Annotated in this window: 15 protein-coding genes, 2 tRNA genes and 1 pseudogene; 6 read left to right on the top strand and 12 right to left on the bottom strand. The window is 53.6% G+C overall.

Annotation, left to right across the window (positions count from 1 at the left end; genetic code table 11):
- Positions 1–161: 161 nt before the first annotated feature.
- A pseudogene (locus GUC46_RS24035) lies at positions 162–341 on the top strand (hypothetical protein); the annotation flags it as partial.
- A 27-nt stretch (positions 342–368) separates the two neighbouring features.
- Here GUC46_RS24035 and GUC46_RS09235 read toward each other — a convergent pair.
- Positions 369–458, bottom strand: a tRNA-Ser gene (locus GUC46_RS09235).
- A 93-nt stretch (positions 459–551) separates the two neighbouring features.
- On the opposite strand from GUC46_RS09235, the gene mtfA reads away from it, so the two are divergent.
- The 5 genes from mtfA (at position 552) to GUC46_RS09210 (ending at position 5,187) form a co-directional block, all read left to right on the top strand.
- The gene (mtfA, locus tag GUC46_RS09230) at positions 552–1,316 is read left to right on the top strand and encodes a DgsA anti-repressor MtfA (protein WP_003839056.1); all 765 of its coding nucleotides are present in this window, start codon (positions 552–554) and stop codon (positions 1,314–1,316) included.
- Positions 1,317–1,448: 132 nt separating this feature from the next.
- Positions 1,449–1,524 (top strand) — tRNA-Asn (locus tag GUC46_RS09225).
- A 259-nt stretch (positions 1,525–1,783) separates the two neighbouring features.
- Entirely contained in the window at positions 1,784–2,821 is a 1,038-nt protein-coding gene (locus GUC46_RS09220) for an extracellular solute-binding protein (RefSeq protein WP_003030303.1), read from the top strand.
- Positions 2,805–4,493 (top strand): iron ABC transporter permease, encoded by a 1,689-nt coding sequence (locus tag GUC46_RS09215; RefSeq protein WP_016150560.1) that lies wholly within the window; start codon positions 2,805–2,807, stop codon positions 4,491–4,493. The genes GUC46_RS09220 and GUC46_RS09215 overlap by 17 nt, the downstream gene beginning before the upstream one ends.
- 10 nt (positions 4,494–4,503) lie before the next feature.
- On the top strand, positions 4,504–5,187 hold the full coding sequence (locus tag GUC46_RS09210) for an ABC transporter ATP-binding protein (protein ID WP_003030299.1): 684 nt from the start codon (positions 4,504–4,506) through the stop codon (positions 5,185–5,187).
- 24 nt (positions 5,188–5,211) lie between these two features.
- Here GUC46_RS09210 and ldtA read toward each other — a convergent pair whose 3' ends face one another.
- The 11 genes from ldtA to GUC46_RS09155 all read right to left on the bottom strand — a co-directional run bounded on the left by ldtA (position 5,212) and on the right by GUC46_RS09155 (position 14,167).
- The gene (gene ldtA / locus GUC46_RS09205; RefSeq protein WP_003839047.1) at positions 5,212–6,141 is read right to left on the bottom strand and encodes a L,D-transpeptidase; all 930 of its coding nucleotides are present in this window, start codon (positions 6,139–6,141) and stop codon (positions 5,212–5,214) included.
- A gap of 127 nt (positions 6,142–6,268) precedes the next feature.
- On the bottom strand, positions 6,269–7,333 hold the full coding sequence (gene cobT / locus GUC46_RS09200) for a nicotinate-nucleotide--dimethylbenzimidazole phosphoribosyltransferase (RefSeq protein WP_060854661.1): 1,065 nt from the start codon (positions 7,331–7,333) through the stop codon (positions 6,269–6,271).
- A 24-nt stretch (positions 7,334–7,357) separates the two neighbouring features.
- Positions 7,358–8,101 (bottom strand): adenosylcobinamide-GDP ribazoletransferase, encoded by a 744-nt coding sequence (gene cobS, locus GUC46_RS09195; protein WP_130714540.1) that lies wholly within the window; start codon positions 8,099–8,101, stop codon positions 7,358–7,360.
- Complete coding sequence (gene cobU / locus GUC46_RS09190) at positions 8,098–8,643, bottom strand: bifunctional adenosylcobinamide kinase/adenosylcobinamide-phosphate guanylyltransferase (protein WP_088903322.1); 546 nt, start codon at positions 8,641–8,643, stop codon at positions 8,098–8,100. Before cobU ends, cobS begins: the two co-directional genes overlap by 4 nt.
- Positions 8,640–10,160, bottom strand: coding sequence for a cobyric acid synthase (locus tag GUC46_RS09185; RefSeq protein WP_016150564.1), 1,521 nt, complete (start codon positions 10,158–10,160; stop codon positions 8,640–8,642). Before GUC46_RS09185 ends, cobU begins: the two co-directional genes overlap by 4 nt.
- Complete coding sequence (locus tag GUC46_RS09180; RefSeq protein WP_003839037.1) at positions 10,157–10,972, bottom strand: energy-coupling factor ABC transporter ATP-binding protein; 816 nt, start codon at positions 10,970–10,972, stop codon at positions 10,157–10,159. Before GUC46_RS09180 ends, GUC46_RS09185 begins: the two co-directional genes overlap by 4 nt.
- Before the next feature lie 8 nt (positions 10,973–10,980).
- Positions 10,981–11,658, bottom strand: coding sequence for an energy-coupling factor ABC transporter transmembrane protein (locus tag GUC46_RS09175; RefSeq protein ID WP_130714983.1), 678 nt, complete (start codon positions 11,656–11,658; stop codon positions 10,981–10,983).
- Positions 11,645–11,926 carry an energy-coupling factor ABC transporter substrate-binding protein gene (locus GUC46_RS09170; RefSeq protein ID WP_003030289.1) on the bottom strand — a complete coding sequence of 94 codons (282 nt, stop codon included), beginning with the start codon at positions 11,924–11,926 and terminating at the stop codon, positions 11,645–11,647. The genes GUC46_RS09175 and GUC46_RS09170 overlap by 14 nt, the downstream gene beginning before the upstream one ends.
- A gap of 2 nt (positions 11,927–11,928) precedes the next feature.
- On the bottom strand, positions 11,929–12,666 hold the full coding sequence (gene cbiM, locus GUC46_RS09165; protein ID WP_003834098.1) for a cobalt ECF transporter S component CbiM: 738 nt from the start codon (positions 12,664–12,666) through the stop codon (positions 11,929–11,931).
- Positions 12,663–13,376: a cobalt-factor II C(20)-methyltransferase gene (locus tag GUC46_RS09160; RefSeq protein ID WP_003839034.1), complete on the bottom strand. Its 714-nt coding sequence runs from the start codon at positions 13,374–13,376 to the stop codon at positions 12,663–12,665. The genes cbiM and GUC46_RS09160 overlap by 4 nt, the downstream gene beginning before the upstream one ends.
- Entirely contained in the window at positions 13,373–14,167 is a 795-nt protein-coding gene (locus GUC46_RS09155) for a sirohydrochlorin cobaltochelatase (protein WP_003030283.1), read from the bottom strand. Before GUC46_RS09155 ends, GUC46_RS09160 begins: the two co-directional genes overlap by 4 nt.
- Between the last annotated feature and the right edge of the window lie 7 nt (positions 14,168–14,174).

The following is a 14,174-nucleotide window of genomic DNA, read 5'->3' as shown; positions in this document are numbered from 1 at the left end:
CAAAGATAACTGTCAGATTTATTCTCGAGGCTTGTTGCTAATTTCTCTAACGGCCTGGTTTCTGGGGCTATCTTCTTCTAGCATAAAAGCCAAAATAACGTTAGCTACCCTGCCCCTGGTTTAACTTTGAGCCGCAGGAAAAAAACTTGATAGAAACGAGAAAGGACAAACAACTATTCTCAGATCACAAAACTGAACGCCAGGTTGCGGTTTATGACAGAAAAGTGAAAATTTCCCCCACACTGGATCTTCCAGTATTGGGCAAATCAGAACATGATGATGGCGAGCTTTATACTAAACGAATATACCGACACTATACCAAGTGTGACATGAGTCGTTGAAAGGAATTGAGCTAAGTGTTTGAATAGTGGCGGAGAGAGGGGGATTTGAACCCCCGGTAGAGTTGCCCCTACTCCGGTTTTCGAGACCGGTCCATTCAGCCGCTCTGGCATCTCTCCGTTTTGGCGGTTGCCATGATGCCAGGTAATTTGGCATTTTAACAGACCCCGTTCCGTCAATTTCGTTCAAGTGACGAGTTTGCGAGCAAAACGATGATTAAGTGGCCCTGGAAAGAGCAAGAAACAACCCGGAGTGACGACTGGCCGTGGGACGACGCCCAGGCTATTCCTCTTCTGGTGAATCTCACCGAGCAAGAACAAGCCAGACTTATCGCCCTGGCCGAGCGCTTTTTACAGCAAAAAAGATTGGTAGCGCTTCAGGGGTTTGAACTTGACCCACTGAAAAGTGCGCGCATTGCGCTGCTTTTCTGTTTGCCTGTCCTGGAATTAGGGATCGAGTGGCTCGACGGGTTTCATGAAGTTCTCATCTACCCTGCCCCGTTTGTCGTTGACGATGAATGGGAAGACGATATTGGGCTGGTGCATAATCAACGGGTTGTACAGTCCGGGCAGAGCTGGCAGCAAGGTCCGATAATCCTTAACTGGCTCGACATTCAGGATTCTTTTGATGCCTCCGGCTTTAATCTGATCATCCATGAAGTGGCACATAAGCTTGATATGCGTAATGGCGACCGCGCCAGCGGTATTCCGGCGATCCCTCTGCGAGATATTGCCGGTTGGGAGCACGACCTGTATGCCGCAATGAATAACATTCAGGATGAAATTGATCTGGTCGGTGAAACCGCGTGCAGTATAGATGCTTACGCAGCAACCGACCCGGCCGAATGCTTTGCCGTTCTTTCGGAGTATTTCTTCAGTGCTCCTGAATTATTTGCGCCACGTTTTCCGGCCTTATGGCAGCGTTTTATTCAGTTTTACCGCCAGAACCCCATGGAGCGGTTACGCGATACCCGCTAAGATGGTCATTATCGCTCACCAAATGTGCATTAACGCTGAATTTGAAGATTAATTAAGCAATTGAAATGACGCGCTAATTTTACTGTTGACACCTCATGGTGAGGTCAGTAATATGCGCCTCGTTCACACGATTCCTCTGTAGTTCAGTCGGTAGAACGGCGGACTGTTAATCCGTATGTCACTGGTTCGAGTCCAGTCAGAGGAGCCAAATTTAAGAAGCCTGCTTAGGAAACTAAGCAGGCTTTTTGCTTTTTCGGTCGCTATAAAATCCCCTCTGATAAGCACCCTGCCTGCTCCGCACCCCGTTACATGCCGCATCACAACGTTGATTAAAGTTATGTAAATGTAAATCGTTTAAACTTTGCAATTATTGTAAGTGCTAGTGATTATCATTTATTGTACGCGAGCCAAAGGAACGAGCCCTCGCTCGGTTCACTGTACGTTCCAATTACTCTGGGATATAAACGATGAATTCTCTGCCTCGCGCCGGACTGCGCCGTATCACTCTTGCCTCTTCCCTGGTCTTCTCAGTTAGCCTACCGGCTTTCGCTCAGGAAACGTTAACGCTCTATACAACCCGTGAACCGGGTCTGATCCAGCCTTTGCTTGATAGCTGGACCAAAACCAGCGGCATCAAAGTCAGTACGGTCTATATCAAGGACGGTATGCTTGAGCGCGTTAAAGCTGAAGGTAAAAATTCACCTGCCGACCTGCTGATGACCGTCGATGCCGGTAATCTCATTGATTTAGTGGAAGCGGGTGTAACTCAGCCAGTAGAGTCAGAAGCACTGAAAACCGCTATTCCGGCTAATCTGCGCGGTGCAGATAATCAGTGGTTTGCGCTATCGATGCGTGCCCGCGTGCTGTATGCCGAGAAGTCACTGCCAATCGATAACTGGCATTACGAACAACTCGCCAGCCCTGAGTACAAAGGTAAAGTCTGTATTCGTTCCGGACAGCACCCGTATAACACGGCGCTGATCGCCGCAATGATTGCTCATCACGGCGAAGCAAAGACCGAAGAATGGCTGCGCGGTGTGAAAGCTAACCTGGCGCGTAAAGCTACTGGTGGCGATCGCGATGTTGCTCGCGATATCCTCGGCGGCATTTGCGATATTGGTCTCGCCAACTCCTATTACGTCGGCCATATGAAAAATGCCAAAGAAGGCAGCGATGCGCGTCAATGGGGCGATGCGATTAAAGTCGTTAAACCTACCTTTGAAAATGGCGGTACACACGTCAACATCAGTGGTGCAGCTGTAGCCCGCTATGCGCCAAATAAAGCCGATGCCGTTAAGCTGATGGAATATCTGGTTTCAGCACCTGCCCAGCAGCAGTATGCGAAAGCGAACTTCGAATACCCGGTACTGAAAGGCGTGACGCTTGACCCGGTTATCAACGCAACTATTGGCGAAATCGACGTCGATAAAACACCATTAACCGAAATCGTTAAATATCGTAAACAAGCTAGTCTGCTGGTAGATAAAGTTGGATTCGATCAATAAACCTCTGCAGTTTCCGACGTTACGCGGCCTGGTTTCCGGGCCGCAGTCATTATTAACGCCGCTACATCTTGGCGCACTGTGCGTAGCGCTTGGCGTTCTGACACCGATCATAGCGCTGATTTGGCAGGCTACCCAGGCCGATTTATCTCACTGGGGTAATCTCCTGACGTATGTACTACCTGCCGCACTAAAAAATACCGTGCTGTTATTAGCCGGTGTCGCGGTGATGGTCGGCGTGATTGGCGTAGGCAGCGCATGGGCGGTAACGGCATGGGATTTCCCTGGACGTAAAATACTTAGCTGGGCGTTACTGTTGCCGCTGGCGATGCCGACCTACATTGTGGCCTTTGCGTGGCTCGATCTGCTGCATCCGATTGGCCCCCTGCAAACCTTTATCCGTTTTTTACTGGGTTTTGACAGCCCAAGACAGTTCCGTCTGCCAGATTTACGCTCACTTTCCGGCGCAATCATCCTACTCGGATTGGTGCTTTACCCATACGTGTATCTGACAACCCGCGCCATGTTTATTAGCCAACCGGCCCATTTACTGGAAGCCGCACGCACACTGGGATGCAGCGCGACCGGAACCTTCTTTCGTGTTGCATTGCCCATGGCCCGTCCGGCACTGGCCGTTGGGATCAGCCTGGCACTACTGGAAACGCTCAACGATATCGGCGCATCGGAGTTTCTCGGGGTACAGACGTTAACCGTTACCGTGTACACCACATGGATCTCGCGTTCTGATTTATCTGCCGCGGCACAAATTGCCTGCATGATGCTGATGTTTATATTCCTTATTCTGACGCTGGAATTTTATGGTCGCAGAAAACAAGGATTCAGCAGTCGCAGCCTGCGGGAAATTCAACCTACGCGCGTGCAGGGCTGGCGTGGCTGGCTGCTCGGTGGCGTTATTTCACTGCCTGTCCTGCTGGGTTTTCTGGCTCCGGTTCTGTTTTTAATGTGGGAAAGCGCCAAACGCATAGGTGATGAGAATCCGCTTTCCTCTTCGTTACTGTCAGCATTACAAAATACGCTATCGCTGGCGGCGGGAACCACGCTGGTGGTGGTTTGCGTCAGTATGTTAGTGGCCTGGAGCGCGCGTCATAGCGCCGCCGACAATGCCATGCCAGGATTTCGTCGCGGCGTGATGCGTCTGGCTTCTTTAGGCTATGCGGTTCCCGGCACGATTCTGGCAATTGGTTTTTTGACACCCGCCATGGCGGTCGACCGCTGGCTGGCCGATTTACTGGATGTTCGTGGTCTGCCGCTGATGTCCGCCGGGATCCTGCTGGTAATTTGTTGTGCCATGCGATTCCAGGCGATTGCCATTGGCGCACTGGATTCTGGTCTGGGCCGTATCCCCCCCTCGCTGGAACAGGCGTCTCGTCTGTTGGGTGAGAATGGCGCGGGGACGTTTGCACGGGTCCATTTTCCCCTGCTGCGCCCAGCGTTAGTCAGCAGTGCCCTGCTGGTTTTTGCCGATGCCATGAAAGAACTGCCAACAACGTTGCTTTTGCGCCCGGTCAATTTCGAAACGCTGGCAACATTGTTGTATGCGGAAGCCGCCCGTGGAACCTATGAAGAAGGTGCTATCGCCGCGCTAATGATTGTTTTAGCTGGCACGCTACCGGTTATTTTGTTGGTGCGTCACCAAATGACTCGCCGTGGTTAAGAGAGCAACAATGTCAGAAATTGCATTACGACTCCAGGATGTACACGTTACTTATGGCAACAGCCAGCAATCGGTACTGAGCGGATTTTCAATGTCGGTACATAAAGGTGAAATCGCCTGTCTGCTGGGCGCTTCAGGCTGCGGGAAAACCACGGTGCTACGCGCAGTTGCCGGATTTGAACGCCTGCAAAACGGAGAGATCTATGTGTCACAGCGCCGTGTTGCCGGTCCCGGCATTCATCTGCCACCGGAAAAACGTCATGTCGGCATGGTCTTCCAGGAATATGCGTTATTCCCCCATCTGACCGCGCAGCAAAATGTGGCCTTTGGATTGCGTCGCATGCCGCGTGAGGAACAACAGGCCAGAGTGACTGAGCTGCTGAAAATGGTGGAGTTACACAGCCATGCCAACCGCTATCCGCATGAGCTTTCAGGCGGGCAACAACAGCGTATCGCCCTTGCGCGCGCGTTGGCGCCACATCCGGAAATCCTGTTGCTCGATGAACCCTTCTCCAGCCTTGATAAGCGCACGCGTGAACGTCTTGGCAACGAGGTACGGGATATTTTGCGCGCCGCAGGGCAAACGGCGCTGTTGGTTACCCACAGTGAACACGAAGCTCAACTAATGGCAGACCATATTGGCGTGGTAAAAATGGGGCAGTATCAAATAAAAAAAGCGACCCATCCGACCTGAAGGTCACCAGAGTCGCCCTGAAAATTAATAATGTTTCTGTACCAGGCTGATGTTCACCGGCATACCGGAACGTCTTTCCAGTGCCTGGTTCCCACGGCTCACATCCACGTCATTCCCGCTGATAAAGGTACGCAGAGCGGGAGTGACTGGCAAAGGTACCTTTCTGTCAGACTCGTATTCCGAACGATTTCGCGACAGCGGCTCATGCACTTCCACCCAACGACTACCGTCCGGCTCTTCGCTGTATTTCACCGGTCGGTCAATTAATTGTACACGGGTCCCTACAGGCACCGTATCAAACAGGTACTTGATGTCGTCATTCCGCAAACGGATACACCCCTGGCTTACCCGCAGACCAATACCGAAATTGGCATTTGTCCCGTGAATGGCATAAAGCCTGCCGATATAAATTGCATACAGGCCCATCGGATTTTCTGGCCCGGCAGGAACAAATGCTGGCAAGCTTTCCCCGCGAGCGGCGTATTCGCGTCGGGTATTTGGCGTCGGTGTCCAGCTTGGTGCTTCCTGCTTACGCTCTACCGCCGTCACCCAGTTGCGCGGCGTTTCTCTACCCGCCTGACCAATGCCAATGGGTAAAACCTCAACCGTATTGCTGCCAGCAGGATAATAGTAAAGCCGCATCTCGGCGACGTTGATGACAATCCCCTCGCGTACGGTATCCGGTAATATCAGTTGCTGCGGCACAACCAGCGTTGAACCCGATTTAGGCAGAAAAACATCGACGCCCGGATTGGCTTCAAGCATATTGCTCAACCCCTGCCCGTACTGAGCGGCAAATGCCTCCAGCGGCTTGGTATTACCTGGTGGAACCGTAATAGTCAAAGGGCTACCCACCAGGCGACTGCCCTCTGGCGGCAGTGGATAACTCACCGCCTGCGCGCCCTGACTCGCAAGCAGCATAATGAGTGAACAAAGCAGTTTTACACGACGCATCTTTTTCCTTTCCTTCGTCGCAGCAGATATCCGTTAATTATAGCTTTTATTATCTGTTTTAGTGGGTTACGACATATTTGCGCATAAAAAAACCTCGCCAACAGGCGAGGTTCAGGTTGAGCGGTAACTACGCTTCCTTACCATCCGGAAGCACGATGTTACTGGCGGCTAACTGCCCCATATTGTTGTACATCGCACAAGCAGCCTCAACAATTGGCATCGCCAACGCGGCCCCACTGCCTTCGCCCAAACGCATCCCCATATTCAGATACGGATCCAATTCAAGATGCGCCAGCGCGGTACGGGCGCCCTTCTCAGCGGAGAAATGTGACGGGATTAGGTAGGGTTTAATTTGTGGTGCAATCTGGCAGGCCGCCAGCGCAGCAGAATAAGAAAGAAAACCATCCAGCACGACCGGCAGGCCGCAGGAGGCCGCCCCCAACATTACCCCTGCCATGCCGACAAGATCGAACCCACCAACTTTAGCCAGCACATCGACACCGTCATGGCGATCCGGCTGATTGACGGCAATTGCCCGACGCACAACGTCTACCTTATTCCCCACCCGAGAAAGAGGAAGGTTAGCGCCAATACCCACGACTTCCTCAGCATCACTGCCGGTAAGCACGCTAACAATGGCCGCCGCAGGTGTAGTATTTGCCATACCAAGCTCACCGACACCAAACAGCGTCACACCGTCTTTGGCCAGTTCATGAGTATAGCGAATAACTTCCAGCAACAACTCCTCGGCCTGCGAACGGCTCATTGCCGGGCCTTCGGCTATATTGCCGCAGCCGCGTGCCACACGCATATTCACCACGCCGGGAATAGGTTCAGCATCAATCCCCACATCTATCACATGGACCTTCGCCCCCGCCTGAGCGGCGAGGACGCAGACGCCGGTCGTTCCACGCGTCATATTGACAGCCTGTATAGCCGTGACAACTTTAGGTGAAACGGCAACCCCTTCATCCCACACGCCGTGATCGGCGCACATCACCAGCATCGCTTTGCCATTCACATGCGGCACACCCTTCAGGCCAGGCATCCCGGCCAATTGTACGGCGAGAGATTCGAGTCGCCCCAAGCTTCCCGGCGGCTTAAGCAAGCCGTCGATATGCTGCTGCGCGCGCAGCATCGCGGCACTGTCAGGTAATGGGATCGCGCGGAGTAAAGAGGTTAAAGTCTGCATAAGGGTTCCAGTATGTGGGCTGACTCAGAGCAGAGCCAGCAAGAAAATCAACTCGCCAAGTTCAATGGCAGCGCCCAGCGTATCGCCGGTTTGCCCACCCAACGTGCGTTTTAATAACTGCCCAAGAATAAAAATCGCCACCATTGTGACAACCAGCGCTGCCACGCCGCGCATGCCGGGAAGCAGCACGGCGGCAAGGATCGCCGCCAATCCCAACGTAACGCAGGTTTGACGCCCGGTGACTTTACCAATAAAAACGTTGCCCAGCCCTTCTTCGCGGGCATAGCGATGCCGATACATCAGCAACACCGCCGTTCCTCGCCCGGCGACACATGCCGCCGCCAGCGCAGCCAGCATCGGCGTGCCACGCAAAGCCAGTTCGCTCACCACCAGCACCTTCGCCAGTAAAACGAAAATTAACGCCAGTCCACCGTGGGTTCCCAGACGACTGTCGCGCATGATTTCCAGCATCCGCTCGCGTCGACGCGCCGAAAAAATGCCGTCACAGGTATCCGCCAGACCATCCAGATGAAATCCCCCGGTCAATAACGCCAGCGTCAGCACCGCAAAAAGGCCGGCCAACGGTATACCGCACCAGGTCTGGAGCGCCATGAAGACCAGCCCCGTCAACCCTCCCAACACGACGCCAATCAGGGGGAACATCACAATACCGCGGGAATAGTGCTCGAAATCCAGTCCTTGCGACCAGCGAGCAGGAACGGGCAAGCGACTGATAAAAGAGAGCATTGCCCAGAACAACTTACTCATTTAATTTTGACTCCAATTCCTGATACCACCAGCCAGACCTCATCAGCCGCCGCCGCCAGTCGCTGGTTCACGCGTCCTGCAATATCACGAAAATGCCGCGCCAGACGGTTCTCCGGCACAATCCCCATTCCCACTTCGTTAGTGACCAACACGATCTTTGCCGGGCAGCGCTGACAGGCTGCAATCAGCGAACGGATTTCACCTTCGATAGACTGCTCCATCGCCGCGTAATCCCAGTTGTCAGGATCGCTGTCACCGCCCAGAGCAAACAGCAGGTTGGTCACCATCGTAGTGATGCATTCAAGCAGAATGGCTTCCTGAGGATCGTTCGCGGCCGTGATCAGTTCATCAAGATGTTGCCAACGTTCGGCTGTACGCCAGTGCGCAGGACGTCCATCGCGATGATGCTGAATTCGCGCAGCCATCTCCTCATCAAAAATCTGCGAAGTCGCAATATACAAAACGTTTGGGGAATCAGCGATCAGCGCTTCCGCATGCCGACTCTTACCGCTTCGCGCGCCGCCAGTAACCAGAATCATCATACTGGCTCCCGGTGTTGCTGCATGATGGTATAAATTTTCTCAATATCGATGTGTTGCCGCATCGCATCCGCCAGCAGATCAAACTGCTGCGATTTATATTGCGCGTAATGGAAGGTGGAATCCAGCGGAGCTAACCCTTTACGTTCTCGCAGGCCATTGACCAACGCACGGGTGAAATCATCGCTGTCGAAAAGACCGTGAAGATAGGTGCCGAACGCCAGACCATCCGCAGTGACCGCGCCGTCAACAACGTTGCAGCCGTCTTTGTGCAACGTCATCACCGACTGACATTCATCGGTTAATGCTGTTTCGCCCATATGAATTTCATAACCGCGAACGGATAACCCCGCCGTGCCCGCCAGCCAGTCAGGCAGCGATGAGGACATTTGCCCCTCAACCAGGGTCGTGGTTTTGTGCTGGGCAAAATGGGTTACGGTATTGAGCAAGCCCAGCCCCGGCAGCGTACCGAGTCCTGACTCCACTTCATCAATGATGGTATCGCCGAGCATTTGATAACCGCCGCAAATCCCCACCACCGGTACGTTATTACGATGCAATTGCACGACGCCATGCGCCATGCCGCTTTCACGCAGCCACACCAGATCGCCAAGGGTATTTTTGCTGCCGGGCAAAATCACCAGATCGGCCCCCGCCAGCTCTTCAGGCTGGCGAACATAGCGCACACGCACATCCGGCTGCGCAGCAAGCGCATTGAAATCCGTAAAGTTAGAAATGTGCGGTATTTGCACAACAGCGATGTCGATGTCGCGTTTATCAGTGCGCAAATACTTGCCCTTTTGCAGCGCAACGCCATCTTCATCTTCCAGATCAACATCCAACCATGGCATCACGCCCAGCACCGGAACACCGGTCAGCGCTTCAATTTGCTCGATACCGGAGTGCAGCAGCGTCACATCGCCGCGAAACTTATTGATGATCACCCCTTTTACGCGTGCGCGTTCGTGATCGTGCAACAGCGCCAGCGTGCCGTAAATGGAGGCGAATACCCCACCACGATCGATATCCGCCACTAAAACGACAGGGCACTGCGCCATTTCTGCCATGCCCATATTGACGATATCGCGATCGCGCAGGTTAATCTCTGCCGGGCTCCCCGCACCTTCCAGCACCAGCACATCGAACTCCTGCGCCAGGCTGTTATAAACTGACAGGATCTGTTCCCGCAGACGTGGTTTGTACTCGTGGTAACTCACCGCGTCCATATCAGTCGCTACTTTGCCCATCAGCACTACCTGCGCTTTGCGATCGCTGGTCGGTTTAAGCAGAACCGGGTTCATACGCACATCTGGCGTAATACCTGCGGCTTCAGCCTGAAAAATTTGCGCGCGGCCCATTTCTTTTCCCTCTGGCGTAATGCCAGAGTTCAGCGCCATGTTCTGCGATTTGAACGGTGCGGTATGCAGTCCATCCTGATAAAAAATACGACACAGCCCGGCGACCAATACGCTTTTACCCACATCAGATGCCGTTCCCTGCAACATTATTGCCTGCGTCATGACGCCTCCTTCAGTGCGTTCTCTCGCATACAGCTAAAAAATTCAGCCTCTGTTTTACACAGCGGGAAGCCCAACTCGGTATGCAGCTTCACCAGCCAGGGCTGAGTTAATCCCGCTTGTTCAATAAGATCCGTACGGGCGAAAACGTCACCTGGCGTGCCGTGCGTGAGTACTTCGCCCCGGCGTAAAACGTACACCGCATCGCTGACTTCATAGATAAGATCGATATCATGGCTTGAAATTACGACATGGTTTCCTTGCGCTACGATGCGTTTGATAATCTCAATCATCTGCGTGCGGCCTGACGGGTCGAGGCCCGCAGTAGGTTCATCCAGCAGCAGATACTGCGCCTGCAACACCAACGCCCCGGCTATCGCTACGCGTTTTTTTTGCCCATGGCTTAAACACTGAATGGGCTGATGGCGAAAATGCTGGGCGTCGACCAGCGTAAGCGCATCTTCCACGCGTCGGGCGATTTCAGCCTCATCCACCCCGAGATTGCGCAGGCTAAAGGCGATATCGCTGTCGATATCGGTATAAAAAATTTGCTGATCGGGGTCCTGAAATACCGTTGCCACCTGTTGACGCAGCGCCAGCAGGCCGCGTTTGCTGTAATCCAGCGGTTTGCCCTGCCACATCACCGCGCCTTGCTGTGGGCGCAATAAGCCACTCAGGTTCATAAACAGCGTGGATTTCCCGCAACCATTAGCGCCTACCAACCCGGTGACGGCATGCGTAGAAAAATCCAGCGTTAGCCCTTTGAGGATCGGGTCATCCTGATAGCGAAACCAAAGCGCTGAGGTGGCAAGCATACTTTTCCTTACAGGTGAAAATCACCCTGATAAAGTTTGATATCCAGTGTGGTGGTCATTTGCTGGTAGCGGATCAACACGCGGGTGAACAACAATCCCACCAGCATTGCCAGAGAGCGGTAGCCCAACGGCAAGCTACGATAACCAAAACGCAGCGTTTGTGCGCGGTGAATAGCCAGCGCCTCGTCTAACAGAATAAAAATAAACCGCCAGGTCAGCAGGATCTGCTCAGTTAGCAGGCGAGGAACGTGCGCGCGTTTGAGTAGGATAATTAATTGCGGAAACGGCAGATTCAGTACCAGCCAGAAGGTTGCCGCCAGCGCTGCAAGGCTGCGCCAGAATGTTTCATTCGCTGTCACCAGACCTGGTGCGCTGATCCCCAACCAGTAACTTCCCACAGGTATGCTGGCCAACAGCGTCTGTGGATCGCGGCTGATGCTAAACAGGATGGTCACTACGCCAACCGCCAGAAAACCAAACGGTAATGCCATCCAACGGCACCAGCGCCAGAAGGAAATACGCAGCAGCCAGCAGCTCAGCGCGGCAATCAATAACAGCTCAAAACCCTGCCCCAACGGGGGCAGAGTAAACGCCAGAATCATCATCACCAGCCAGAGCAGAAATTTCCGCACTGGCGAGACATGAACCCAACGGCTTTGATAGCTAAGCCTGTCAAGCCCGGTCATCACGGCGTTGCCTGCCCTTGGTATAACCCAGAATATAGAAAATCACGGCTGCGCCCAGCGATCCCTGAAGTGTAAACAGCAGACTTTCAATTTCACCGCTTGCCGGTTCATACAGCGGCTGGAACCAGGGTTCATAATGCGGGGCAATAGCCTGAATCTGACTCTCCGCCTCACCGTCTGAACCGCCGTACTCTCCACCGTGGTTGATAAAGAACGGCAGGATCACCAGCGCCACTACCATGCCCAATATAATCAGCGTCTTTTTCATCGTTAATGTCCTTGTGCGGTTATTAACTGGCGTTTGGTTAGCTGATCGTAAATCAGCACGGTGAGTAACCCTTCCGCAATCGCGATTGGGATCTGCGTCAGACAGAAAATCCCCATGAACTTAATGATTGAACCGGTAGCGCCAGCAGAGGGATCCGGGAACGCCACGCCCAGCTGTACCGACGTCACGAAATAGGTGACGAGATCCGCCAGCATCGCGCACAAGAAGACGCAAACATCACGACGCAGCCCTGCACGGCAGGCCATTTTCCACACCATGTAACCCACTACCGGGCCAATTACCGCCATCGACATGCCGTTCGCGCCGAGCGTCGTTAAACCACCGTGTGCCAGCAGCAGTGCCTGGAACAGCAGAACGATCGCCCCGAGGATGGCCACTACGCCAGGTCCAAACAGGATAACCGCCAGGCCTACGCCGGTAGGGTGTGAACAACTTCCGGTAACGGAAGGAATTTTCAGCGCCGACAGCACAAAAATAAAGGCGCCGCACAGTGCCAGTAAAACTTTCTGGTGGTTATCTTCCTGCACGATTTGGCGCAAGCGCACCAGCCCGTACCACAGGCAGGGTAAAAACAACAGCCACCAGGCCAGCGCCCACATCGGTGGCAAGAAACCTTCCATAATGTGCATGGCGAACGCTTGCTCAGGAACAATCATCAGTAATAGCGCCGCAGCCAACCCGCTGAAAGACAGCTGTTTTAGCTGTTGTTCAAGCTTCATTGTGCATACTCCCACTGTTTGTTGACCAAAATGGTCGAGAAATAAGGCAGCGGCTGATCGTCGCTCACCTCATCGAGATGACGCCAGCACTGTTCACCTGGCAGCGTGGCTTCAGACATCATTAATGCGCAGCCCAACAAACCTTCTTGTTGCAGCAGCGCTTTGATACGCGCAAAACGACCGTACACTTTCATCAACACCAGACTGTCATGCTGCTTTAACGCCTGCTGAATTTCAGCTTCCGGCGCGGTACAGGAGACCACTGCCAGCGATTGTTGCTCCATAGCGAGCGGGGTTTTCGAACGCGCGGCAATCGCAGCGAAAGAAGTCACGCCCGGGACGATTTCTAACCAGTCAGGCGAACCAATGCGCTGCAGTAAAAAGACCCAAGTGCTGAACAGCATGGCGTCGCCGAGCGTAATAAAGCCTACTTTTTTTCCAGCTTCTACTTCCTGAACCAGCGCGGTTGCAACCTCATCCCAGACGGCCTCTTTTTCCGCGCTGTCGGCACTCATGGGAAAATGGCAGCAGCGAACCTCGGTCTGCTCGCCGATATACTCCCGTACAATCGACAGCGCCAGGCTATCGCCGCCTTTACGCCCGGCAGGCGCATAGAGAATATCCAGCATGCCCAACGTACGCGCAGCGCGTACGGTGATCAGATCGGAAGCGCCAGGTCCGGTGCTTAATGCGTACAGTTTCCCGCTCATGCTGCTTCCTCCAGCGCCACATTAAGCGCCTGCTGTAAATGTGCCACGAACATGGCGCGAACCGCCGGATTCTCACCCAGTCCACTGAGCCATGGCGTAGCCTTTATCCCGGCCGCATTGAACAATGTTTTCCACGAATCATCTTCGTCAGAGGCCATATCATTGATGGCATGGTCACCAGCAACTAACATCAGCGGCATCAGATGCACCGCCGTCACCCCTTCCTGAGATAAACTTTCAATCAGCACATCTACTTCCGGATAGCTTTCCACCGCCCCAACCCGCGCCGGAAAGCGCTGCGCCGTCATCATATGGTCGAGACAGGCATAGGCGGCAAAGGCATGATGGCTGGCGCCGTGTCCCATAAACACCACTTTTTCATTTTCTCTAAGCGTCGGCATTTGCTGTTGCAGCGCCAGCATCAGCTGGGCGTAATCTTCATGGCTGCTCAGTAGCGGTACACCCAACGTCAGGCGTGAAAACAGCGGACGCATACTTTGCACTTCGCGGACAATTTTTTCGTATTCGTCGCCATTGATAATGTGCAGCGACTGAATAGCCACATCCTGATACCCCTGCTCCGCCAGTTTTTGCAGCGCCTGCAGCGGTGTGTCGATTTCAATGCCGTCACGCTGCTTGAGCTTGCGGATAATCATCCCGGAGGTAAACGCCCGGAACAGGTCGCGATCAGGGCAACTGGCTGCGAGATCGCGCTCACAGGCCACAATATTTTTTTCACAGGTGTCGTGATAGCTGGTGCCAAAGCTGACCACCAGAAGCGCCTTTTTCATCTCTAAC

The sequence above is a fragment of the Citrobacter sp. LUTT5 genome, assembly GCF_009905315.1.
Lineage (GTDB): Bacteria > Pseudomonadota > Gammaproteobacteria > Enterobacterales > Enterobacteriaceae > Citrobacter > Citrobacter freundii.
Note: the sequence above shows the minus strand (reverse complement) of the source record. Positions and strands in the feature narration are given on the sequence as shown.